General features: G+C 72.1%; 19 protein-coding genes and 1 pseudogene. 11 read left to right on the forward strand and 9 right to left on the reverse strand.

Going from position 1 to position 24,037, the window contains the following annotated elements; genetic code table 11:
* Positions 1–129 precede the first annotated feature (129 nt).
* From ABGB17_RS01555 to ABGB17_RS01570, 4 genes are all read left to right on the forward strand, one after another.
* Complete coding sequence (locus ABGB17_RS01555; protein ID WP_347625855.1) at positions 130–1,353, forward strand: amidohydrolase family protein; 1,224 nt, start codon at positions 130–132, stop codon at positions 1,351–1,353.
* Complete coding sequence (locus ABGB17_RS01560) at positions 1,350–2,294, forward strand: DMT family transporter (protein ID WP_347625856.1); 945 nt, start codon at positions 1,350–1,352, stop codon at positions 2,292–2,294. Before ABGB17_RS01555 ends, ABGB17_RS01560 begins: the two co-directional genes overlap by 4 nt.
* Complete coding sequence (locus tag ABGB17_RS01565) at positions 2,291–4,171, forward strand: CocE/NonD family hydrolase (protein WP_347625857.1); 1,881 nt, start codon at positions 2,291–2,293, stop codon at positions 4,169–4,171. Before ABGB17_RS01560 ends, ABGB17_RS01565 begins: the two co-directional genes overlap by 4 nt.
* Positions 4,172–4,313: 142 nt before the next feature.
* Entirely contained in the window at positions 4,314–4,532 is a 219-nt protein-coding gene (locus ABGB17_RS01570) for a glycoside hydrolase family 13 (protein ID WP_347625858.1), read from the forward strand.
* A 38-nt stretch (positions 4,533–4,570) separates the two neighbouring features.
* Here ABGB17_RS01570 and ABGB17_RS01575 read toward each other — a convergent pair whose 3' ends face one another.
* Genes ABGB17_RS01575 through ABGB17_RS01600 form a run of 6 tightly spaced genes read right to left on the reverse strand, consistent with a single transcriptional unit; the run spans position 4,571 to position 11,404 of the window.
* Positions 4,571–5,626, reverse strand: coding sequence for a histone deacetylase family protein (locus tag ABGB17_RS01575; RefSeq protein WP_347625859.1), 1,056 nt, complete (start codon positions 5,624–5,626; stop codon positions 4,571–4,573).
* Positions 5,623–6,633 (reverse strand): ABC transporter ATP-binding protein, encoded by a 1,011-nt coding sequence (locus ABGB17_RS01580; protein ID WP_347625860.1) that lies wholly within the window; start codon positions 6,631–6,633, stop codon positions 5,623–5,625. Before ABGB17_RS01580 ends, ABGB17_RS01575 begins: the two co-directional genes overlap by 4 nt.
* Complete coding sequence (locus tag ABGB17_RS01585) at positions 6,630–7,607, reverse strand: ABC transporter ATP-binding protein (RefSeq protein WP_347625861.1); 978 nt, start codon at positions 7,605–7,607, stop codon at positions 6,630–6,632. Before ABGB17_RS01585 ends, ABGB17_RS01580 begins: the two co-directional genes overlap by 4 nt.
* A 34-nt stretch (positions 7,608–7,641) precedes the next feature.
* A complete protein-coding gene (locus tag ABGB17_RS01590) occupies positions 7,642–8,580 on the reverse strand; it encodes an ABC transporter permease (RefSeq protein ID WP_347625862.1) in 939 nt (312 codons plus the stop codon).
* On the reverse strand, positions 8,577–9,563 hold the full coding sequence (locus tag ABGB17_RS01595; protein ID WP_347625863.1) for an ABC transporter permease: 987 nt from the start codon (positions 9,561–9,563) through the stop codon (positions 8,577–8,579). The genes ABGB17_RS01590 and ABGB17_RS01595 overlap by 4 nt, the downstream gene beginning before the upstream one ends.
* Before the next feature lie 2 nt (positions 9,564–9,565).
* A complete protein-coding gene (locus tag ABGB17_RS01600; RefSeq protein WP_347625864.1) occupies positions 9,566–11,404 on the reverse strand; it encodes an ABC transporter substrate-binding protein in 1,839 nt (612 codons plus the stop codon).
* A gap of 172 nt (positions 11,405–11,576) precedes the next feature.
* Between ABGB17_RS01600 and ABGB17_RS01605 the strand changes: the two genes are divergently transcribed.
* Positions 11,577–13,655 (forward strand): prolyl oligopeptidase family serine peptidase, encoded by a 2,079-nt coding sequence (locus ABGB17_RS01605; protein ID WP_347625865.1) that lies wholly within the window; start codon positions 11,577–11,579, stop codon positions 13,653–13,655.
* 12 nt (positions 13,656–13,667) lie between these two features.
* Here ABGB17_RS01605 and ABGB17_RS01610 read toward each other — a convergent pair whose 3' ends face one another.
* The gene (locus ABGB17_RS01610; RefSeq protein WP_347625866.1) at positions 13,668–14,492 is read right to left on the reverse strand and encodes a 3-keto-5-aminohexanoate cleavage protein; all 825 of its coding nucleotides are present in this window, start codon (positions 14,490–14,492) and stop codon (positions 13,668–13,670) included.
* A 166-nt stretch (positions 14,493–14,658) separates the two neighbouring features.
* Here ABGB17_RS01610 and ABGB17_RS01615 point away from each other — a divergent pair, with 166 nt between their 5' ends.
* Genes ABGB17_RS01615 through ABGB17_RS01625 form a run of 3 tightly spaced genes read left to right on the forward strand, consistent with a single transcriptional unit; the run spans position 14,659 to position 18,091 of the window.
* A complete protein-coding gene (locus ABGB17_RS01615) occupies positions 14,659–15,753 on the forward strand; it encodes an L-erythro-3,5-diaminohexanoate dehydrogenase (RefSeq protein ID WP_347625867.1) in 1,095 nt (364 codons plus the stop codon).
* On the forward strand, positions 15,750–17,288 hold the full coding sequence (locus tag ABGB17_RS01620; RefSeq protein WP_347625868.1) for a lysine 5,6-aminomutase subunit alpha: 1,539 nt from the start codon (positions 15,750–15,752) through the stop codon (positions 17,286–17,288). Before ABGB17_RS01615 ends, ABGB17_RS01620 begins: the two co-directional genes overlap by 4 nt.
* The gene (locus ABGB17_RS01625; RefSeq protein ID WP_347625869.1) at positions 17,285–18,091 is read left to right on the forward strand and encodes an OAM dimerization domain-containing protein; all 807 of its coding nucleotides are present in this window, start codon (positions 17,285–17,287) and stop codon (positions 18,089–18,091) included. The genes ABGB17_RS01620 and ABGB17_RS01625 overlap by 4 nt, the downstream gene beginning before the upstream one ends.
* Before the next feature lie 33 nt (positions 18,092–18,124).
* Here ABGB17_RS01625 and ABGB17_RS01630 read toward each other — a convergent pair whose 3' ends face one another.
* A complete protein-coding gene (locus ABGB17_RS01630) occupies positions 18,125–18,757 on the reverse strand; it encodes a DUF305 domain-containing protein (protein WP_347625870.1) in 633 nt (210 codons plus the stop codon).
* Between the two features lie 185 nt (positions 18,758–18,942).
* Here ABGB17_RS01630 and ABGB17_RS01635 point away from each other — a divergent pair, with 185 nt between their 5' ends.
* From ABGB17_RS01635 to ABGB17_RS01645, 3 genes are all read left to right on the forward strand, one after another.
* Complete coding sequence (locus ABGB17_RS01635; RefSeq protein WP_347625963.1) at positions 18,943–20,355, forward strand: hypothetical protein; 1,413 nt, start codon at positions 18,943–18,945, stop codon at positions 20,353–20,355.
* Positions 20,356–20,418: 63 nt separating this feature from the next.
* Positions 20,419–21,645 carry an acyl-CoA dehydrogenase family protein gene (locus ABGB17_RS01640; protein WP_347625871.1) on the forward strand — a complete coding sequence of 409 codons (1,227 nt, stop codon included), beginning with the start codon at positions 20,419–20,421 and terminating at the stop codon, positions 21,643–21,645.
* A gap of 714 nt (positions 21,646–22,359) precedes the next feature.
* Positions 22,360–22,656, forward strand: coding sequence for a hypothetical protein (locus ABGB17_RS01645; protein ID WP_347625872.1), 297 nt, complete (start codon positions 22,360–22,362; stop codon positions 22,654–22,656).
* 402 nt (positions 22,657–23,058) lie between these two features.
* Here the strand turns inward: ABGB17_RS01645 and ABGB17_RS01650 are convergent.
* Positions 23,059–24,035: pseudogene (locus ABGB17_RS01650) on the reverse strand (IS481 family transposase).
* Positions 24,036–24,037 lie beyond the last annotated feature (2 nt).

Here is a 24,037-nt window from a genome sequence, read left to right on the forward strand (position 1 = left end):
CCAGGCCCGGCATCAGGGGCAAAACGGTCGCGGTACCGGTCGCATGCTTGGGCGAATCCGCCATTGTCATGCTTGACGCGGATATGTTTGAGTGACGGCTCAGGCCGGGTGCGACGAGAGGTGCCCACGATGCTGAAGGCCTTGCGCTGCGCGCGGCTGGTGGACGTCGAGGCGGGCCGGGTGCTGGACGGCGCCACGGTGCTGGTGGACGGCGAACGTGTCGCCGCGGTGCTGACGGAGGGGGAGCCCGTGCCGGAGGGTGCCGAGGTGCTCGACCTCGGCGACGCCGCCCTCGCGCCCGGCCTCGTCGACCTGCACACCCACCTCGCGGGCGTGGCCGCGTGCGGCGACATCGTGCAGGAGCTCAAGCTCAGCGCCGCGCGCCAGGCCCTCGCCGGGGTGCGCAACGCCCGCGACACCGTGCTGGCCGGCTTCACCACCGTGCGCGACGTCGGCACCCTGCGGGCGTTCGTGGACGTGGCCCTGCGCGACGCCGTCGCCGACGGCACGGTCATCGGCCCCCGCATGGCCGTCGCCGGTGCGTACGTCACCGTGTCCACCGGCGGCGGCATGCTCACCGGCCTCGCGCACGACATCGAGCTGCCGCGGGAGTTCCGCTTCGGCGTCGTGCGCACCGTGGACGACGTCCGCGAACGGGTGCGCGAGATCCTGCACGGCGGCGCCGACCTGATCAAGCTGATCGCCACCGGCGCCGTGATGACCGCGGGTACCGTGCCCGGCGCGCCCGAGCTGACCGAGGAGCAGATGCGCGCCGCCGTGCGCGAGGCGTCGTGGTACGGGGCGCACGTCGCCGCGCACGCCCACGGGGCCGAGGGCGTCAAGATGGCGGTCCGCGCCGGCGTCCGCTCCGTCGAGCACGCCTGCTACCTCGACGACGAGGGCATCGAGCTGATGCTGGAGCACGGCACGTACCTGTCGGCCGACATCTGGTGGGCCGACTGGATCAGGGAGACCGGCGCCGCCGCCGGCTGGGACGCCGAGATGCTGCGCAAGAACGACGAGACCGCCGAGGCGCAGCGCGAGGCGTTCGCCCGCGCGGTGAAGGCCGGCGTGCGCATCGGCTTCGGCAGCGACGCGGGCGGGTTCCCGCACGGCCTGCAGGCCCGCCAGCTCGCCACCATGGTCGAGTACGGCATGACCCCGCTCGCCGCCCTGCGCGCCGCCACGCTGACCGGTGCCGAGTGCATGGGGTGGGAGGCCGAGGTGGGCTCGGTCGCCCCCGGCAAGTACGCCGACCTCGTCGCGGTGCGCGGCCCGTTCCAGGTGGAGTCGTTCACCGAGGTGGCCTTCGTCATGAAGAACGGCGCCGTGCTGAAGAACGAGCTGTCGTGACCGCACCGCCGGCCCGGACGGCACGGGGCCGGTACCTCGCGGGCGTCGGGGGCCTGCTGGCGGTGACCGCGGTGTGGGGGACCACGTTCCCGCTGGTCAAGGACATGACCACCCGGCTGCCCGTGGTGGACCTGCTGGCCGTGCGCTACCTGATGTCGGGGGCGCTGCTCTTGGCGCTGCGCCCCCGGGCGGTGGCCGCGGCGGCGGGCCGCACCTGGGGGACCGGCGCGGGGCTCGGGGCGGTGTACGCGGGGGCGCTGGTCACCCAGACCTACGGGCTCACGCTGCTGCCGTCCCCGGTGTCGGGCTTCGTCACCGGCTCCTACGTCGTGATGACCCCGCTGCTCGGCCTGGCGTGGCTCCGCACCCGGGTGACCGCGCGCACCTGGGCCGCCACCGCGCTGGCCGTCGCGGGGCTGGCCGCGTTCACGCTCATGGCGGGCGGGGACGGCGGGGCGATCTCCCCGGCGGGGCTGGCGCTCACCGTGCTGTCCGCCCTGCTGTACGCCGTGCACGTGGTCGCGCTCAGCCGGTGGAGCCGCCCCGAGGTGGCGTACGTGCTGGCGGTCGCGCAGATCGGCACGCTGGCGCTGGTGTTCACGGCCGTGGCGGCGCCCGGCGGCGTCGCGCTGCCGTCCACGCCGGGGGACTGGGCGGGGCTGGTGTACCTCGCCACCGTGGCCGGGGCGTTGTCGTTCGTCACGCAGACCTGGGCGCAGGCGCACATCCCCGCCGCGCCGGCCGCCGTCGTGATGTCGGTCGAGCCGTTGTGGGCCACCGCGTTCGCCGTGCTGCTCTACCACGAGCCCGCCGGGTGGTCGCTGCTGGTGGGCGGCGCCTGCGTGCTGGCCGCCACGCTGCTGGTCAGCTCGCCGCCCGAGCCAGGGGACGCGCCGCCCGCGCGGCCCCTCGTGCCCGCCCGCGCCGCGGAGGACCCGTGAGGCGCGCCGTCATACCGCTGCCGGACGGCACCCGGCTCGCCGCCGACCTCCACCTGCCCGGAGGGCCGCCCGCGCCGTGCCTGCTCGAGGCGCTGCCGTACCGCAAGGACGACGTGACCGCCGGCTACCGCGCCGAGTACGAGGCCCTGGCCGGGCACGGGTACGCGGTGTGCCGGGTGGACCTGCGCGGCACCGGGTCGAGCGAGGGGGTCGCCGCGGACGAGTACCCGCCCGGCGAGGTGGACGACCTGTGCGCGGTGATCGCGTGGCTGGCCGCCCAGGAGTGGTGCGACGGCGGCGTCGGGATGTTCGGCACGTCCTACAGCGGCTTCGCGGCGCTGAACGTCGCCGCCGCCCGGCCGCCCGCGCTCAAGGCGATCTGCTCGGTCTACGCCTCCGACGACCGGTACACCGACGACGTGCACTACACCGGCGGCCTGCCGCGCTGGCTGGACATCGTGGACTACCCGGCCTACATGGCGGCGATGAACGCCCTGCCGCCGGTGCCCGCCGTCTACGGCGACGGGTGGCGCGAGGAGTGGCTGCGCCGCCTGGACGCCACCGAGCCGTGGCTGCCGCGCTGGCTCGCCGAGCGGGACGACGGGCCGTACTGGCGGTGCGGCTCGCTGCGGCCCCGGCACGACCGGATCGCGGTGCCCACCATGCTGGTCGCGGGCTGGGCCGACGGGTACGGCAACGTCGTGCCGCGCCTCACCGCGGCGCTGGAGCGGGGCGGCGTGCCGTACCGGGTGATCGCCGGGCCGTGGTCGCACGCCGACCCGGCGCACGCGCTGCCGGGGCCGGGCATCGACCTGGTGCCGGAGATGGTGCGCTGGTGGGACCGGTGGCTGCGCGGCGACGAGACCGCCGTGCCCGCCCGTTCCGCCGTGGTGTTCGTCCGTCGCTCGACCCCGCCCTCTCCCGTGCGTCGCCTGGTGAACGGCACCTTCCACGACCTTCCCGGCTGGCCCGCCGTGCCGTGCCGCGCCCTGCCGCTGGGCGGCGCGGGCTGGGCCGTGCTGCCGTCCGACCCCTCCATCGGCGTCGCGGTGTGGAACTCCTGCGCGGGCGCCCTGCCCTGGGGGCAGCCGCTGGACCAGCGCGACGACGACGCCCGTTCGGTGACCGCGGAGTGGGACGTCCCCGCCGGGGGCCTGACCGTCGTCGGCAACCCCCGGCTCCGCGTCCCGGTGCGCGCCCCCGGTGGCGGCGCCCTGGCCGTCCGGCTGTGCGACGTGTCCCCCGGCGGCGCGTCGGAGCTCGTCACCCGCGGCCTGCTCCGCCTGCCCGCCACGGACGGCACGGAGGTGGAGGTGGAGCTGGACGTCGTGGCGCACCGGGTCGTCGCCGGGCACCGGCTGCGGGTCGCGCTGGCGACCTCCGAGTGGCCGAACGCCATGACGCCGCCGGACACCGGGCCCGTCCACGTGGACCTCGCGGCCAGCGCCCTCCTCCTGCCCGTCGCGGACGACCCGCCCGGCCCCGAGGCGGCCGGGCTGCCCCGCACGCCACCGCCGCCGGCGCCGCGGACGGACGGCCTGGTGTGGACCGTCGAGCGGGACGTGCTCGGCGGGGTCACCCGCTGCCGCACCGGCTACGGCTCGTCGGACCGGACCGAGGACGGCTCCTACGCCGACCGCTACGACGGCGAGGTCACGCTCGACCACCGGACCCGGCGGCAGACCGCCACCGCCGAGACCCGCTTCGCGATCACCTGGCCGGACGGCCCGGAGGTCGCCGCGCGCAGCCGGGTGGACGTGGTGGCCGACGGCGGCGACCTGACGGTCACCGTCTCGGTGGCCGCCACCGAGGACGGCACGGAGGTGCGCATCCGGCACTGGTCGAGCACGATTCCGGGATTACCCACGGAGCAGTGAAATGTGTGTTACATGAGGCGTGTCGGTATTTCTCGGGCTTGTGGTGGTACGGCAGGGTAGGGGCATCGACCCCGGAGGAACTCCGATGCTCAAGCGCACGCTACTTTTCGGGCAGAAGACCCGTGTAACTTTTGCATTGCCCATGGACCACCCCACAGGAGTCGTCAGCGTCGTCGGCGACTTCAACCACTGGAGCCCCGGCCTGCACGAGCTGCAACGCCGCCGCGGCGGCATCCGCAGCGTGTCGGTGATCCTGCCGCCCGGGGTGCACCGCTTCCGCTACCTGGCGACCGGCGGCATGTGGTTCGACGACGACACCGCCGACGCGATCGACCACGGCGGCAGCCTGATCCACCTCTGAGGGGAACCCGGCCCGCCGGGAGGATCACGCGCGGCCCCTCACCGGCCCGCCAGCCCGCCGAGGGTGCCGCGCACCAGGCCGCCGAGGGTGGGCAGGTGGTAGCCGCCCTCCTGGACGGCGACCACCGGCAGCCCGAGCGCGGCGACGAGCCGCCCGGTGCGGCGGTAGCCCTCGGCGGTCACCTGGAGCGGGCTCTCCGGGTCGTCCGCCGCCGCGTCCACCCCGAGGGACACCACCACCGCCTCGGCCCGGAACGCCGCCACCTCGGCGCACAGCCGTTCCACGCCGGCGAGCCACCCCTCGTCCCCGGTGCCGGGCGCGAGCGGCACGTTGCGCGTGGTGCCCTGCCCGGCGTCCGCGCCGGTCTCGCCGGCGAACCCGACGTAGTGGGGGAACCACCCGGCGCCCGGGTCCACGTGCACCGACCCGTAGAACACGTCGGGCCGCGTCCAGAACACCGCCTGGGTGCCGTTGCCGTGGTGCGCGTCCACGTCGAGCACCGCGACCCGGCCGAAGCCGTGCCGCCGCAGCGCCTCGGCCGCCACCGCGGCGTTGTTCAGGTAGCACGACCCGCCGTACCCGGCGGGCGTCGCGTGATGCCCCGGCGGACGGCACAGCCCGTACGCCAGCCGCGCGCCCCCCGCCACCAGGTCCGCCGCGGTGAGCGCCACGTCCACCGCGGCCCGCGCCGCCGCCCAGGTCCCCGGCCCCACCAGCGTCATCGTGTCGTAGCACCACAACCCGGCCCGCGCGTGCACCGCCACCGGGGTCCGCGCGGGCATCCCCGCCAGCATGCCCGCGGTGGGGAACACGTACGGCACCACCCGGTCCTGCCCCGGATCCCGGGGGAACCCCGCCTCGTCCCACCGCGTCCACACCTCCCGCAGATGCGCCACCATCCGCCGGTCGTGCACCACCTCCAGCACGACGTCGTCGTGCGGCTCGGCCTCCACGTGCGCGCCGTCCACGAGTGCCTCGCGGATCACCGTGACGCGTCCGGGCACCTCGGTGCCCGGGGTGCGCACCCCGACCCAGATCTCGGCCCCCGGCACGTGGGAGAGGCACGCCGGGGACCACACCACCGGGTACGTCACGGGGCGGCCGGCTCGGTCAGGTGGCAGGCCGTGTGGTGGCCGTCCCCGGCGGGCAGGACGGCGGGGGAGACGGTCTCGCAGCGTGCGGCCACGTCGGCGGGCACACCGGCGGCGTACGCCGGGCAGCGGGGCCGGAAACGGCAGCCGGCCGGTATGCGGGACGGGTCGGGGGCCTCGCCGGTGAGCAGGACGGGCTCCATGCGGCCGACCTCCGGCACCACCGACAGCAGCGCCTTGGTGTACGGATGGCGCGGGGACAGCAGGACGTCGGCGGCGGGGCCGGTCTCGACGATGCGGCCGAGGTACATCACCGCGACGCGGTCGGCGATGTTCCAGGCCAGACCCAGGTCGTGCGTCACCACCAGGACCGACAGGCCGAGCTCGGCGCGCAGGCGCAGCAGCAGCGCCAGGATCTCCCCGCGCACCGAGGCGTCCAGGGACGACACCGGCTCGTCGGCGACCAGGACGTCCGGCTCCAGGACCAGCGCCCCGGCGATCACCACTCGCTGGCGCTGCCCGCCGGACAACTCGTGGGGACGGCGCAGGAAGAAACGCTCCGGCGGGCGCAGCCCGGCCCGGGACAGCGCGCCGGCGACCCGCTCCCACTCGTCCCCCTCGACGCGGTGCACCCGCAAGCCCTCCGCCACCGCCTCGTACACGGTGTGCCGGGGGTTGAGCGACCCGGTCGGGTCCTGGAGCACGAGCTGGACGTGCCGCCGGAACTCCTTCAGCCCGGCCTTGGTGCGCACCAGGGGACGCGACCCGTGCTCGACCGTCCCCCCGGCCGGGCGGACCAGGCCGAGCAGCCCCCGGGCCAGCGTCGTCTTGCCGCAGCCCGACTCACCGACCAGCGCCACGATCTCCCCGGCCCCGACCTCCAGCTCCACCCCGTCCACCGCACGCGCGGCCCCGAACCGCACGTGCAGGCCCCGCGCGGCGAGCGCCACCGGCCGGCCGCCGTCCGGCGCGGCGCCGGCCGTCCCGGCGGCCCTGGCGTCCTCGGTCATGAGGCACCTCGCAGGTCGAGGGCGGGTTCGGCGGCGCGCAGGCAGGCGGAGGACCGGCCGTCGCCGAGGGCGGTCAGCTCGACGTCCGTCGTCGCGCACCGATCGAGCGCCACCGGGCACCGCGGGTGGAACTCGCACCCGCCGGGCAGGTCGCCGGGGAACGGCGGGTCGCCGGGCAGGCCGCGCGGCCCGTACCGGAACCGCTCGTCCCCGACCCGGGGGAACGCCCCGGCCAGCGCCGCGCCGTACGGGTGGCGCGGATCGTCGAACACCGCCGCCGCCGGGCCCTGCTCGACCAGCCGCCCGGCGTACATCACGGCCACCCGGTCGCACACCGACCCCAGCACCGACAGGTCGTGCGAGATCAGCACCATGGACAGCTCCATGTCCCGCACCAGCGACGACAGCAGCGCCAGCACCTGGGCCTGCACCATGACGTCCAGCGCGGTGGTCGGCTCGTCGGCGATGAGCAGCCGCGGCCCGCAGGCCAGCGCCAGCGCGATCAGCACCCGCTGCCGCTGCCCGCCGGAGAGCTGGTGCGGGTGGTCGCGGGCCCGGCGGGCGGGCAGCCCGACCTGCTCGAGCAGCTCCCCGGCCCGCCGGTCGGCCGCCCTGCGCGTGGCGTTGGAGTGCAGCATGATGGGCTCGGCGATCTGCGCGCCGACCCGCCGCACCGGGTTCAGCGAGTGCAGCGCCCCCTGGAACACGATGGACGCCGTCGCCCAGCGCACCGCGCGCAGCCGCCCGAACGACATGCCGTACACGTCCTCGCCGTCCAGCAGCACCTGGCCCTCGACCTTCGCGCCGCGCGGCAGCAGCCGCAGCACCGCGTTGGAGATGGTGGACTTGCCGCAGCCGGACTCCCCGGCCACCCCGAGCACCTCACCGCGCGCCACCGACAGGTCCACCCCGCGCACCGCGGGCACCCCGCCCTCGTAGGTGACCCGCAGGTCCCGCAACTCCAGCACCGTCATCGCGCCTCCCCGGGCCGCGGGCCGTACAGCACCGTCATCGCGCCTCCTCGGGCCGCGGGCCGGACGGCACCGTCATCGCGGCTCCGTTCCTGAGCCGCGGGTTGAGCACCGACTCCAGCGTGCGGCCGACCAGCGTGAACGCCAGCACCACCAGGACCACGCACACGCCGGGCGGCACCACGAACCACCACTCGTTGTTGCTCATCGCGCCCGTGGAGAACGCGTGCTCCAGGATGTAGCCCCACGACGGCCTGCTCGGGTCGCCGAGCCCGAGGAACGACAGGGTGGTCTCCGACAGGATCGCCACCGACACCGTCAGCACCACGTGCGCCATCACCAGCGGCATGACGTTCGGCAGCACGTGCCGGGCCATGATGTGCCGGTCACCGCCGCCGAGGGCCCGTGCCCGCTCCAGGTACGGTCGTTCGCGCACCGACAGCGTCTGCGCCGCCACCAGCCGCGCCGTGCCCGGCCAGGACGTCACGCCGATCACCACGATGATGTTCAGCAGCGACGCCCCGAGCACGGTGGCCAGCACGATCGCCAGTGGCAGGAACGGGATGACGAGGAACCAGTCCGACAGCGCGTTGAGCACGGACCGCGGCCACCCGGAGTAGAACCCCGCCGTCACGCCCACCGCCGTGCCGATCACCATGGCGATGGCGGTGGCCGCCAGCCCGACCAGCAGCGACATGCGGGTGCCGTGGATGAGCAGTGTGAGGACGGACCGCCCGTTCTCGTCGGTGCCGAGCGGATGGTCCAGGGACGGCGGCATGTGCCCGGGCGCGGTGGCCTTGGTGATGTCCAGCCCCACCGGGTCGGCGAGCAGCGGCGCGAACACCGCCACCAGGCAGAAGAAGCCGAGGATCGCGAGCCCCGCCACCCCGGCCCGGTGGGAGCGGTAGTCCCGGGCGAACCGGGTGAGCGCCGCCCGGCGGCGGGCCCGCGCGACGGCGGCGGCCGAGCCGGTCACGAGGTGCTCACCCGGGGGTCGATCAGCGCGTACAGCAGGTCCGCGATCAGCATGAAGACGACCACCCCGACGGAGAAGAGCAGGAAGACGGCCTGGAGCAGCGGGATGTCCGGGCCGCGCAGCGCCTCGTACGACAGCAGGCCGAGCCCGGGCCAGGAGAACACCGTCTCCACCGTGATGGCGCCGCCGATGACGAACCCGAGGTTCATCAGGATCAGCGTCATCGTGGGCAGCAGCGCGTTCGGCACCGCGTGCCTGCGGCGCACCAGGTCGTCGCGCAGGCCCTTGGCGCGGGCCAGTCGCAGGTAGTCCTGGCCGATCTCGTCCAGCAGGGACGCCCGCATGATGGTGGCGTACTCGGCCAGGTACACCAGCGCGAGCGCCGACACCGGCAGCACCATGTGCCACGCCACGTCCAGAACCCCGCCGTCGCCGGGGGTGGAGATGCCGCCGCTCGGGAAGAACGGGAACGCGATGAGGAACATCATGCCGAGCCAGAACTCCGGCATGGCGTACAGCGTGAGCGTGACCCCGGTGGCGCCCCGGTCGAACGCGCCGCCGCGCCGCCAGGCGCCGCGCACGCCGATCCACACCCCGGCCACCGACGCGATCAGGATGGCCGTCCCGACGAGCAGCACCGTCGGCCACACCCGCTCGCCGACGATGTCCCACACCGGGCGGTTGAACCGGGTCGAGTTGATGGTGCCGGCGAACGGGTTGGCGAGGTAGTCGAGGAACTGGGCGCCGATCGGCTGGTTCAGCTCGGCACGCAGCTTGGCCATCTGCCCGGCCGGCATGTTGCGCCCCCGGTTGTACAGGCCCACCGGGTCGCCGGGCAGCATGCGGAACAGGAAGAAGTTGAACACCAGCACGAACAGCACCGTCCCCGCCGACCAGGCCACCTTGCGCACGACGTAGCCCGGGGTGCCGGTGCGGAGCCGTCCCCGGCCGCGCGGGGCGGCCGGGGCGGTCGTGACGGTCATGTTTACTCCCGCTCGTCCGCGGTGGCGGAGCGCCTGCGGTGGACCAGCAGAAGCACGGCGAAAGCCGCGGCCAGCACGGCGGCGCCGATCCCGGCGACCAGCCCGGGGGAGGAGCTTTCCTGCGCGGCGGCGGTGGCCGCGCCCTGCCCGGCCGCGGCGGTCGCCGGCTCGATGTTCAGGTAGGAGTAGGTGCCGTACTGGAACAGCAGCGAGCCGTCCGGCTCGGGCTGCGGCACGAAGCCGGTCCAGCGGTCGCTGCGGTAGGCCACGTTGTCGCGGTAGTAGTAGGTCACGGCGTACGCCGCGTCGTCGTAGACCATCTGCTGCATGCGCTTGACGATCTCGGCGCGGGCGGCCGGGTCGGTCTGCACCGACTGGGCCTGATACAGCTTGTCGTACTCGGGGTTGCAGTAGAACGAGTCGGACAGGTCGGCGTAGATGTCGTCGCCGTCCTTGTAGCTGCGCTTGCCGCAGGTCATCACCGACAACTGGTAGTCGGGGTCGGGCTCCACCACCCAGCCCCACTCGAACATGTCGAACTCGCCCCGGCCGATGATCTCGGTGAGCGCGTCCTCCGACACCACCTTGAGCCGCACGTCGATGCCGAGGTCCTTCAGCCAGCCCTTGACGAACTCGCCGGTGGACTGCGACTCGGTGGACTCCTGCCGGGTGAACAGCCGCAGCGACAGCTTCTTGCCGTCCTTCTCCCGCATGCCGTCGTCGCCCCGCGGGTACCCGGCCTCGTCCAGCAGCCGCCCCGCCTCGCCGAGGTCGAACCGCATGGTGATCGGCGGGGTGTACTTCAGGGTGTCGTAGATCGGCGGGATGATCGTGTCGCCCGGCTCGCCGTTGCCGCCGAGCACCCGGTTCACCAGCGCGGGGCGGTCGATGGCGTAGGAGATGGCGAGGCGCACCCGCTTGTCGGTGAGCGCCTTGTGGCCGTCGCCGATGGGGGTGCCGTCGGCCAGCGCCGCGCCGGTGTTGAAGGCGACCTCGTTGAAGCCGGTGTACACGGCGGCGCGGGTGGTGATGCCCGGCTTGTCCTTCAGCGAGGCGAAGACGTTGGCCTGCAGGTCGTACGCGTAGTCGATCTCGCCGCGGGTGAGGGCCTGCGCCTCGGCGTCGGCGTTGGTGAAGACCCGGTACACCACCTCGTCGATCTTGGGGGCGCCGCGCCAGTGCGCCTTGTTGGCGACCATCCGGATGAACTGGCCCTTCTTCCGCTCGGCCAGCGTGAACGGCCCGGAACCGACGACGGTGCCGCCCGCCTCGGGCTCGTTGCTGAAGGACCTCACCTCCTTCTGGTCGATGTCCTTCCAGATGTGCTCGGGCAGGATCGGCACGGTCAGGTGGGTCATGATCGGGGTGGGGTTCTTCACGTGCAGCACGAGCGTGGTGTCGTCGGGGGCCTCGGCCTTGGTGATGTTGACGACGTAGCTGCCGTAGTTGGTCTGCTCGTACTCGCCCTTGATGACGCGGTTGAACGTGTAGGCGGCGTCCTTGGCGGTGAGGGGCCGCCCGTCGGTCCACGTCACCCCGGCGCGGATCTTGTACGTCCAGCTCTTCTTGTCCGGCGCCTCGGTCCACGACTCGGCGAGGCCCGGGACGGGGGAGAAGTCCTTGGCGGAGTACCCGGTCAGCGTGTCGTACATCAGGCCCCACACCTCGTAGGCCTCGACGACGATGCCGGTGAAGGGGTTGACCGAGTCGACGTCCGACAGGATGCCGACGGTGAAGACCTTCTTGGCCGGCGGGGCGGCGGGGGAGGGGGAGAGGGCGTGCGCGGGGGCGACGCCGGTCATGAGCACGAAGGCGATCAGGGCCAGGACCGCCCGGGTCACACGCGTCGTGCCTGTCCCTTGTGTCACACCTGCGCGACTGAGTATCGGCATATCGTCCTTCCGGGGGCGCGATATCGGGGGGAGTGCTCGGCTCGGGCGGGGACGTCGAGTCGTGGATCTCTCAAGGGCCGGGCGTTGACTCGCCGCTCAGTCCCGGTGCTAGCTTCCTGCCATGACAGCTCCCCCCGCCGCGCGGCGCGTCCCGCACGTCCACTCCCTGCACGGGGTGGAGCGGGCCGACGACTACCACTGGATGCGCGACACGGAGGCGGTGCGCGGGCACCTGGTCGAGGAGCGGCGCCACTACGAGGCGCGGGTGGCCCATACTGCCCACCTCCGGCAGGAGCTCGTCAGCGAAATGGCTGGACGGACGCCGGATGCTGAGCGGTCGGTCAGCTGGCGCCGTGGGGCTTTTGTCTACTACACCAGCACGGAATCCGGAAGAGAATACGGTGCGCTTCGCCGTAACAAGAATGATAAATCCGCTGATGCGACGATATCCGTACTGGATCTGAACATCCTGGCGGAGGCCACCGGCTACGCCGAGCTCGGGGTGTGCGAGGTCAGCCCCTGCGACCGCTACCTCGCCTACTCGGTCGACACCACCGGCGACGAGGTCTACGAGCTGCGCTTCCGCGACCTGGCCACCGGCGAGGACCTCCCCGGCCGTGTCCCCGGCACTTATTACACCGGCGCCTGGTCGGCCGACTCCCGCGCCTTCTACTACACGGTCGTGGACCCGGTGTACCGCCCCCACGAGGTCCGCATGCGCGTGCCCGCCACCGGCGAGGACGTCCTGATCCTCCACGAGCCCGACCGCCGCTTCGAGCTGACGATCCGCGCCACCCGCTCGGGCCTCGTCACCGTGACCTCCACCGCCCGCGACACCACCGAGGTCTGGCTGATCGACGGCACCGCCGCGCACTCCGTGGCGGGCCGCCGCCCCGGCCACGAGTACCGCGCCGACCACGACGCCGCCGGCGGCCGCCTGGTCGTCGTCACCAACGACACCCACCCCGAGTTCCGCGTCGTCACCGCGCCCCTCGGCCCGCCCCCGTCCGCCGGCGAGCGGACGTCCCAGGCCGCGGGGGAGCGGACGTCCCAGGCCGCGGGGGAGCGGACGTCCCTGACCGCCGGGCAGTGGACGCCCCTGGCCGCTCCCCGCCCCGGCGAACGCGTCCACGCCGCCGACTGCTTCGCCCGCCACATCGTGCTGACGCTGCGCCGCGCCGGGGAACCCCTGCTCCGCGTGATCCCCCTGGACGGCGGCCAGGAGTTCGAGGCGGACCCCGGCGTGCCCGCCGGCCGGATCGCCCACGTCCGCAACGAGGTCTACGACACCGCCGAGCTCGTCGTCGAGACCGGCTCCTACACCGAACCCACCACCTGGTGGTCCCTCGACCTGGACACCGGCGCGCGCCGCCACCTGAAGACCGCCGGGACCCCCGGCCACGACCCCGCCCGCCACGTCAGCGAGTTGCACTGGGTGCCCGCCCGCGACGGCACCGAGATCCCCGTGACGATCGCCCGCCGCGCCGACGTCCCCCTGGACGGCACCGCCCCCTGCCTCCTGCACGGCTACGGCGCCTACGAGGCCACCGACGACCAGACCTTCGACACGGCCCTGTCCGTCCTGCTGGACAGGGGCGTCGTCTTCGCCGAGGCGCATATCCGCGGCGGCGGCCAGATGGGCCGCGACTGGTGGCTCCAGGGCCGGTACGCCGGCAAGCCCACCACCTTCCACGACTACGTCGACGTGGCCGGATGGCTCAAAGCGGGCCGCGTCTCGAAGATCGCCACCAGAGGCCGCTCCGCCGGCGGCCTCCTCCAGGCCGCCGTCTACACCATGCGTCCCGACCTGTGGTCCGCCGTGGTCGCCGAGGTCCCCTTCGTCGACGTCGTCACCACCATGCTCGACGACACCATCCCCCTGACCGTCAACGAATGGGAGGAATGGGGCAACCCCCACAACCCCGAGGACTTCACCTGGCTCCTCGCCTACTCCCCCTACGACAACCCTCCCCAGGGCCCCCGCCCTCCCCTCCTGGTCACCGGCGCCGTCCACGACCCCAGAGTGCTCGTCCACGAACCGGCCAAATGGGTGGCCCGCCTCCGCGCCACCGGCGACTCCGAGGTCCTCTTCCGCGTCGAGGTGGACGAGGGCGCCCACACCGGCCCCACCGGCCGCTACGCCCGCCACGCCTACGAGGCCGAGATCCTGGCCTTCGTCCTCACCCACCTGGGGCGGTGACGGCGACAGGCGTCAGCCGGGGATGCCGAGGAACGCGCGGGCCTCGGGCGGGGCCATCGGGGGCCGGCCGGCGAGGGTCGCGGCCTGGGCGGCGCGGCGCACCAGTTCGGTGTTGTCGCGTACGGGGCGGCCTCGGGTGTAGGTGAGGGTGTCCTCCATGCCGACGCGCAGGTGGCCGCCGGCGGCCAGGGCGGCGAACATCACCGGGAGGGTGGTGCGGCCTGTGCCGGTGGCGGACCAGGTGGCGTGTTCGGGTAGGGCGGCGACGGCGGCGGCCAGGGTGGGCAGGTCGCCGGGGAAGCCGCCGGGGACACCCATGACCAGGTCGCAGTGGATCCGTCCGCCGTACGGGGGGCCGTGGCGGTCCAGCAGGCGGTGCAGGGTGGCGATGTGGCCGAGGTCGAAGAGCTCGAACTCGGGCACGACGCCGCAGCGCTGGGTGGCCTGGTAGAGGTCGGAGACGAAGGGCCAGGGGTTGAGGAAGACGTCGTCGCCGAAGTTCACCGTGCCGCAGGTCAGGGAGCAGGCGTCGGGGCCCGCCTCCAGGACGCGCAGGCGGGCGGCGTAGGGGTCGGTCACGGCGCCGCCGGTCGAGAGCTGGACGATCAGCGAGGTCTCGGCGCGCAGGGCGGACACCGTGTCCTTCAGCCGGGCCGGGTCCAGGGTCGGGCGGGACATGGCGTCGCGGATGTGCACATGGATGACGGAGGCTCCGGCGCGTTCGCAGGACTTGGCGCAGGTGAGGAGTTCGTCCAGGGTCACGGGGAGGGCGGGGGCGGCGGTCTTCTCCGCTTCGGCCCCGGTGGGGGCGACCGTGATGACGGTCGGCGTGCTCATGGCCGAGATATTGCCCGGCGAATGACACATGGGACAAGATGGTCGCCTGGTTGATCAGTTAGGAAAAACACCTGTAAGGATGGTGAACGATGCGAAAGTCGACTTTCCGCGCAGAGGGCGGCTGGACGTCGTTCACGCTCGCGGGTCGCGTCCGCCTCGCCGTTTCATGACGACGCCCGCCTCCCCGGTGGGGCTGCACCGCGTCGTCGAGCCGCCCGGCGTGCTGCCCCAGGCGGCACGGCGGCTGGACACCTCGCCGGTCCTGTGGCCGGGGGAGGCCCGTGTCCGGGTGGAACGGCTGAACCTCGACGCCGCCTCCTACCGCCAGTTGCGCGACGCGTACGGCGGCGACGGCGACGCCATCAGGGCCGAGGTGCTGCGCGTCATCGCCGACCGCGGCAAGATGCACAACCCGGTCACCGGCTCCGGCGGCATGCTGGTCGGCGTCGTGGACGAGGTCACGCCGGGCTCGCCGCTCGGGCTGCGCGCGGGCGAGCGCGTCGCCACCCTCGTCTCCCTCACCCTCACCCCGCTCGCGATCACCGACGGCTTGGCCCGCTGGGACGGCCGCTCCGAGCAGGTGCCCGCCGACGGCCACGCCATCCTGTTCGCCCGGTCGGTCGCCGCCGTGCTGCCGTCCGACCTGCCGATGCCGCTGGCGCTGGCGGTGATGGACGTGTGCGGCGCCCCCGCCCTCACCCGGCGGGTGGTGCGCCGCAAGGCCGGCACGGACGGCCGGTGGTCCGACGGGTTCGTCCCCGGCAACGGCGCCGCCCGCCCCGTCGTGGCGGTGCTCGGCGCGACGGGGAAGAGCGGCTCGTTGTCGCTGGCCGCGGCCCGGCTGTCCGGCGCGGTCCACCTGATCGGGGTGGTGCCGGACGCCGCCGAGGCGGCGGCGCTGTCCAAGGCGGGCCTCGCCGACGCGGTGGTGGTCGCCGACGCCCGCGACCCCGTGGCGCTCGCCGAGGCCGTGCGCCGCGCGGGCGGCCCCGCCGACGTCACCGTGGTCTGCGTGGACGTGCCCGGCTGCGAGGGCGGCGCGATCCTCGCGACCCGCGAGGGCGGCACGGTGGTGTTCTTCTCCATGGCGACGTCGTTCAGCGCCGCCGCCCTCGGCGCCGAGGGCCTGGCCGCCGACGTCACCATGCTCATCGGCAACGGCTACGTCCCCGGCCATGCCGAGCTGGCCCTGGACCTGCTGCGCACCGCCCCCGGCGTGCGCGTGCTCTTCGAACGGCGGCTGCGCGAGGAGGCGCGGTGAAGCTCGGCCTCGACCCCGGCGTCGTCGCCAGGGCGCGGGCGCTGGCGGCGCGGGCCGCGGAGCCGGTCATCGAGCTGGCGCGCACCCACACCACCGTCTCGATCGAACGGGCCGTGCTGCGCCTCGCCGGGGTCACCGGCGCCGACGCCGGCGGCGTGCCGTGGGTGAACCGCGTCACCGACGCGGTACGCGAGCAGGCGGGGCTGGAGCACGGCGTGGCCCTGCCCGTGTTCCACGCCCTCGCCGGCCAGGGCCTCCGGCTGGACGACCCGTTCTCCTTGGCGGCGGCGCGCTTCACCGTCCCCGTGGGCGCGGACGCCGAGCGTGCCGCGGAGCTGTCCCGCGCGGCGGTGGCCCGCGGCGTCGCCCGCATCGATCGCAACCGGGAGGAACGCGACCGGCTCATCGCCAAGCACGGCGATCCGGAGCCGCCGTGGATCTACCTGATCGTCGCCACCGGCGACATCCACGAGGACATCCCGCAGGCCCAGGCCGCCGCCCGCGCGGGCGCCGACGTCATCGCGGTCATCAGGTCCACCGGGCAGTCGCTGCTGGACTACGTGCCCGAGGGCGCCACCCGCCACGGGTACGCCGGGACGTACGCCACCCAGGAGAACTTCCGGCTGATGCGGGCCGCGCTGGACGACGTCTCCGCCGGGACCGGCCGGTACGTGCGGCTGACCAACTACGCCAGCGGCCTGTGCATGCCGGAGATCGCCGTGCTCGCCGGTCTCGAACGGCTCGACATGATGCTCAACGACTGCATGTACGGCATCGTCTTCCGCGACATCAACCCGGTGCGCACGTTCGTCGACCAGCGGTTCTCCCGGCAGGTGCACGCCCGCGCCGGCATCGTCGTCAACACCGGCGAGGACAACTACCTCACCACGGCCGACGCGGTGGACGCCGCGCACACCGTGGTCGCCTCGCAGCTCCTCAACGAGCGCCTCGGCCACGAGGCGGGCCTCGCCGACCGTCAGCTCGGCCTCGGCCACGCGTTCGAGATCGACCCGCGCATCCCCGACTCGTTCCGGCTGGAACTGGCGCACGCGCAGCTCATCAGGGAACTGTTCCCCGACGCGCCGCTGAAGTACATGCCGCCCACCAAGCACATGACCGGCGACATCTTCGCCGGGTACCTCCTGGACGCCTTCTTCAACCTCGCCGGGATGCTCACCGGGCAGTCCATCCTGCTGGTCGGCATGATGACCGAGGGCATCCACACGCCCTGGCTGTCCGACCGCGACCTCGCCCTGGAGAACGTCCGCTACGTCCGCCGGGCCGTCGGCGCGCTGCACGAGGACTTCGCCCCCGCGCCCCGCGGGTTCGTCGCCGAACGTGCCCGCACCGTGCTGTCCGAGACCGTCGACCTGCTGGAACGGGTCTGCGACCGCTCCCTGCTCACCGCGATCGCCGAGGGCACGTTCGGCGTCACCCGCCGCCCGCCCGACCGCGGCAGGGGGCTGGACGGCGTGGTCCGCCGGGCCGGCGGTTACCTCAACCCCGCCACCGAGATCCTCCAGGAGGCGCCGTGACGTCACCGCTGCCCGAGGGCGGCGCCGTCCAGGAGACCGTGCGGCAGGTCGTCCGGCCGTACGGCGACACCACCGGCGACGGCATGGTGCAGATGTCGTTCACGCTGCCGGTGCCGCACGGCCCGCGCGCCGAGGCGGCGGCGCTCCAGCTCGCCGGGCTCATGGGCGTGGACCCGGCGAGCGTGGTGCACGCCAAGGCGATGGGGCCGGACTTCACGTTCTTCATCGTGTACGGCCGGGTGCGGCACCTCATCGACTACGCGGGCATCGACGTGCCCGAGGGCCGCGAGTACCCGCTGCTCTCCCCGGGCCAGGTGAACCTCGCGATCCGCACGGTGCTGCGGCGCCGGCTGGTGGTGGTCGGCGCCTGCATCGGCACCGACGCGCACACCGTCGGCATCGACGCCATCCTCAACGTCAAGGGCTTCGCGGGGGAGAAGGGCCTGGAGTACTACCGCGAGATGGATGTGCACAACCTCGGCGCCCAGGTTGACGTGGACGCGCTGGTGCGGCACGCCAAGTCCGTGAACGCCGACGTCGTGCTGGTGTCGCAGGTCGTCACGCAGCGGTCCGCGCACATCCACAACACCAAGCGCATGGCCGCCGCGTTCGCCGAGGCGTACCCCACGGCGGTCGGCGGCGGCCTCGGCCGTCCCCTCCTGGTGGCGGGCGGGCCGCGCTTCGACACCGTGACGCCGGGGGACCTCGGCGTGGACCGGATCTTCGGCAAGGGCACCACGCCCGCCGAGGTCGCCGCGTACCTGGTGCACGCCCTCATGCCGGAGTGGCGTCCGCCCGGCTGACCGCCTCTTACGGCCGTCCGGAACCCGCCGGGGTCAGCCGGTGATCTGGATGCGCCGCATCCGGTTGATCTCGGCGGCCTGAGTGACCGATATGTCGGACGCCAGCTCCAGCGCGACCGTGTGCGAGCCCTTCTCCAGCTCCTCGGAGGCCATGGTGATGGCGCCCATGTGGTGGGCCGTCATGAGCTGGATGTAGAGGCGGTCGAACTCCGGGCCTGCGGCCGCGCGGAGCCGCGCCATCTGCTCGGGCGTCGCCATGCCCGGCATGCCGTCGTGCGCGGCGTGGTGGTCCGGCACGCGCTGCCCCTGCTGCCGCAACCAGCGGATCATCGCGTTGATCTCCGGCCCCTGGACGTCGGCGATGCGCGCCGCGAGCCGCTTCACGCCGTCCGAGGACGCCCGGGCAGGCGCGGCGGTGCTCATGTCCAGCGCCTGCCGGTGGTGCACGATCATGTCCTGGATGAACCGCACGTCGGCGGCGTTGGCGGCAGGGCTGGGCACCGCGGTGACGGCCTGGTCCGGGCTGAGCGTCCTGGCCTGCTCGCCGGGCTTGCCGGGGGCGATGACCGGAGCGGTGGACGTCGCCCGCGGAGGCTCGGGAGTGCCGGCGCAACCGGCGAGGGTGAGCGTGGCCGTACCGATGACGATGGCGAGCGCTGCGCGCACCCGGCCTCCTTCAAGATCGCTGGTTGTGCGGGTGCACCCTAACTCATGGGCGGTATGGGGGTGAAGCTGTCAACTCGAAACGTTTTGCTGACAGGGTGCACTATGGCTAACAGTTTAGGTTTGGGAGAAAATCTGCCCACATATGTTCTCCTGTGGCGCTTAGTACCAAGGAGGGTACCTGAGTGTTGTCCATCCCCCGCAGAGCCGGCCGGCTCAGCCGGCTTTTACTTCTGGTGGGATCGGCCGCGGCCCTCGTGCTGTCGTCGTCCCCGGCCCAGGCAGCGGACATCCCGGGCACCGATGAGGTCGTGACCAGCCCGAACGTCCAGCATGTGGCCAACATCCCGAAGCCCGCGAGCATCGCGGCCACCATCAACACCGACATCGCCTTCCAGGGCGACTACGCCTACGTGGGCAACTACGGCGGCTTCTCCATCTACGACATCAAGAACCCCAAGAAGACGAAGCTCGTCAGCTCCGTCGTCTGCCCGGGTTCGCAGATGGACGTATCGGTGTACGGCAACCTGCTGTTCGCCTCGGTGGACTCCTCCCGCAACAACGACTCCTGTGCCAGCACCTCGCAGTCCGCGTCGGTGAAGGAGTCCTGGGAAGGCATCCGCATCTTCGACGTGAGCGACAAGGCCAACCCCCGCTACGTCAAGTCGGTCGAGACGAACTGCGGCTCGCACACCCACACGCTGCTCCCCGACAAGCGGAGCGGCAACGTCTACCTGTACGTCTCGTCGTACCTGCCGCAGGACAGCTTCCCGGACTGCATGCCGCCGCACGACAAGATCTCGATCGTCAAGGTGCCGCTGCGCGACCCGGCGTCCGCCGCGGTGGTGGCCACCCCGGTCGTGTTCCCCGACGGCGGCAACGAGACCCAGCCCGGCCTGCTGGTCCCGACCACGGGCTGCCACGACATCACCGTCTACCCGGAGCGGAAGATCGCCGCCGGCGCCTGCATGGGTGACGGCGTGCTGTTCGATATCCGCGACCCCGAGAACCCGGTGGTGACGGCGCGCGTCACCGACCCGAACTTCGCCTTCTGGCACTCCGCCACCTTCACCAACGACGGCAGGAAGGTCGTCTTCACCGACGAGCTCGGCGGCGGCGGCGCGGCGACGTGCAACGAGGCGACCGGGCCCAACCGCGGCGCGGACGCCATCTACGACATCTCCCGCGGCACGTTCGTCTTCAAGTCCTACTTCAAGATCCCGCGCCACCAGGCCGACACCGAGAACTGCGTCGCCCACAACGGCTCGCTCATCCCGGTCAAGGGCCGCGACATCATGGTCCAGGCGTGGTACCAGGGCGGCGTCTCCATCTGGGACTTCACCGACCCCACCCGCCCGCACGAGATCGGCTACTTCGAGCGCGGCCCCGCGGCCGAAGGCGGCGGCGGCATCTGGTCCGCGTACTACTACAACGGCTACATCTACGGCAGCGACTTCAACCGCGGCTTCGACGTCATCAAGATCAACGACTGGCGCACGAACTCCGCCAACAGGGTCAAGTACGACCGACTCAACACCCAGACCCAGCCCTCCTACCGCGACCGCGGCGACGGCCACTGGTTCTGGTCCGACGAGAACTGACACACGCGCGCGGCCGGGTGATCGATGACCACCCGGCCGCGGTGCCGCCGTTAAGGTTGACGCATGTCCGAGACCACCGGCGGCTTCGACCTGGAGCCGAGCGACGACCTGCGTGACGTCCGCGACTGGGTGCACGAGTTCGCCGCGAACGTCATCCGCCCCGCCGCCGCGGAATGGGACGAACGCGAGGAGACCCCCTGGCCGATCATCCAGGAGGCCGCCAAGATCGGCCTGTACTCCCTGGACTTCTTCGCCCAGCAGTGGTTCGACCCGAGCGGCCTCGGCATCCCCATCGCCTTCGAGGAGCTCTTCTGGGGCGACGCCGGCATCGGCCTCTCCCTCGCCGGCACCGGCCTCGCCGCCGCCGCGCTCTCCGCCGCCGGCACCCCCGAGCAACTGGGCGAGTGGCTCCCCCAGATGTTCGGCACCCCCGGCGACGTCAAACTCGCCGCCTTCTGCGCCTCGGAACCCGACGCCGGCTCCGACGTCGGCGCCATCCGCACCCGCGCCGTCTACGACCAGCCCAGAGACGAATGGGTACTCAACGGCACCAAGACCTGGGCCACCAACGGCGGCATCGCCGACGTCCACGTGATCGTCGCCTCCGTCGACCCCGCCCTCCGCTCCCGCGGCCAGGCCACCTTCATCGTCCCCCCCGGCACCAAAGGCCTCACCCAAGGCCAGAAGTTCCGCAAACACGGCATCCGCGCCTCCCACACCGCCGAAGTGGTCCTCGACGACGTCCGCCTCCCCGCCGCCTGCCTCCTGGGCGGCAAGGAAAAACTCGACACCCGCCTGGCCCGCGCAAGAGAAGGCACGAAAACCGGCGAACACCCCGCCATGCGCACCTTCGAATCCACCCGCCCCACAGTGGCCGCCATGGCCGTAGGCGTAGCCAGAGCCGCCTACGAATACGCCCGCGACTACGCCCAAACAAGAGAACAATTCGGCCGGAAAATCGCCGAGAACCAGGCCATAGCCTTCCTCCTCGCCGACATGGCCACAAAAGTCGACATGGCCCGCCTGATGACCTGGCGCGCCGCCTGGATGGCCCGCACCGGCCGCCCCCTGACCCAAGCCGAAGGCTCGATGTCCAAACTCGTCGCCGCCGAAACCGCCGTCTGGGTCACTGACCAGGCCATCCAGATCCTGGCCGGCGCCGGCTACACCAGAGACCACCCCGTGGAACGCTGGCACCGGGACGCCAAAATCTTCACCATCTTCGAGGGCACCAGCGAGATCCAGCGCCTCATCATCGGCCGCGCCGTCACCGGCCTGCCCGTTCGCTGATCCAGCCCTGCGGCCGGGGTTCAGGCACCAGCCTTTGTTCCGTCGCTGTCCCGTCAGGCGCGCGGTACGGAAGCGGAGCAGCCGATTGTCCACAGCCCGCCGGGCGTCCGTACCCGTCCCACGTTGAAGCCGCTTTCAATGCCGGTACATGGGTTCTGTGGCGGGAGGTGACGGCGGCTGCCAGTATGGATATGTGGCTGCGGAGTGTATCCATGAGATGGCCGTGGAGACATGTGGGCTCTGCCGGCCCAGACCGGGACAAATAGATCTCCACGTGTCGGGCGGGGGCCGCGGTTTCACCTCCGCTTTTGAAGACGAGATCGTGAGAGTGGAGTACATCGAGGGCGACCCCTATGGCCTGGTCCCATCAGACGGCGAGGTCTATTGCCAAGGGTCCGGCGATGTCCTTCACCACCGTACTGAGTGTTCTTCGCTGGCAGGCACGTCGGCCGAGCGTCTTGTGCGGTATCAGGACCGCGACGGCATGACCTGGTGGAATCTCATACAGGACGTCCCGTGGAACCAAGGACGAGGGCTTGCACGCCGGCGTGAGCGTGCTCGGGAACTCGGCCTTCTGAATGCTGAAGGCAGACCAGTCAGCTCGACCTGCACGGAATGTGTCTTGCGGCCCCGTGCTTCTGACCGAAGGCCTTAGGTTCTGGCTGACAAACGCCTGGTCAACACCTGGGACGCTGGACGATCGGAAGGGGCGGAGTGAACGAGGCCGAGCGCCGGTTCCACCGCGCGATGATCGAGATTTATCAGACCGCGAAGCGTGATCTCGGGTACAACGCGACCCGTTTCATCCAGATGGTTTCCGAACGGGGTGGACTGGCGACGGCGAGGCAGCTCCTGTGGAGCGACCAGATCTCGGACGGGTTCGAAACGCTTCGGAGCCATGGGCGCCTGGATCTCACCGTTGAGGCGCACGTGCTGAGAGAAGAGTTCGTGGAACTCTTCACGGAGGAAGACAGGCAGCGCGCGCGAGACAGGCTGGATCTCTTCAAGTGATCAGTCCTGTCGTCCGTACCCCTACGAATCTTGGCGGTGGACAGGCAGACGCTCTAGTGTCCAGGATCAACGCACCGGGCCTGACGATGTCAGCCGCCCACCGGACCGCGGTCCAGTCGCGGCTTCCAGGTCGACGAATGTCGCACGCGCGTACAACGCGACGAGGTTGCCCTTGTGCTCCACAGCGGCGACCGGGGGCGCCACGATCTGGTGGCGTTGCTTGGTGGGGTTGGTGCGAGTGTCCAAGCCTTTGGCCCGCGCTTGGGGCCAGGTCACACAGGGGAGCCCGGACAGGTCTTGCGTCGCCATGCGAACACATGTAGCAGTCGGCGCGATACATGTAGACGGAATGCGACTACTCGGTTACAGGAGATGAGTCCTACCGGGACTAGCTGTACCGGGTCATGGCGTTGGTGACAGTCGGCTGAGCGGTGGAAGGCCGTTCAGTGCGGTGTGACGTCGTCGGGTGTTGTAGTACTCCAGCCATGGTTGCAGGGCTCGGGCGCGTTGGGTGGTGCTGGTGAACACCTGGCGGTAGGCCCACTCGGTTTGCAGGTGCGGTTGAACCGTTCGACCTTGCCGTTTTGCCAGGGGCAGTGCGGTTTGATGAACTTCTGGCGGGCGGCCAGGGCTGCCACCGTGGCCCGAAACGCGGCCGAGTGGCGGTAGGCGAAGGCGTTGTCGGTGATCACTCGTTCGATGGCGGGGATGCCGCGGGTGGCGTAGAAGGCCGCCGCCCGGCGCAGGAATGCGGCGCTGGTGTCGCCGGTTTCGTCGGGCAGGATCTCGGCGTAGGCCAGGCGGGTGTGGTCGTCGACGGCGGCGTGGACGTAGTCGTAGCCGATCTTGGTCTTTTTGTGTTTGTGGGCGGAGGTGGCGGCGCGTCCCAGAGCGCGCCATCCGCCTCCGTCGGGGATCTTGCCGATCTTCTTGACGTCCAGGTGGATCAGCTCGCCCGGGCGGCTGCGCTCATATCGCAGGGTGGTGGTCTTGCCGGCCCGGATGAGCTGTCCGGTGAGGGGGTCGCAGTCGGCCAGGTAGGGCTGGTGGTGGCGGCGCAGGATCCGGGAGACGGTCCGCTCGGGTACTGCGGTGTGCGCGGCGATGTGCGCGGGTCCGCGGCGCATCTGTCGCCGGCAGTCCACAACGACCTTCTCGACCTGGGGCGGGGTGCGGTTGGCGACGCGGTGCGGGCGCGAGGAGCGATCATGCAGCCCGTCCCAGCCCTGCTGGTCGTAACGGCGTACCCACCGGTGGGCGCACTGGCGGGAGATGCCCAGTTCCTTGGCCACATGCGCCACCGGGCGACGATCGAAACGCACACGCCGTACCAGCAGGATGCGCCCATGAACGGTCAGCCGGGCGTTAGCGTGGGCCATGA

The organism is Sphaerisporangium sp. B11E5, assembly GCF_039871875.1.
GTDB lineage: Bacteria > Actinomycetota > Actinomycetes > Streptosporangiales > Streptosporangiaceae > Sphaerisporangium.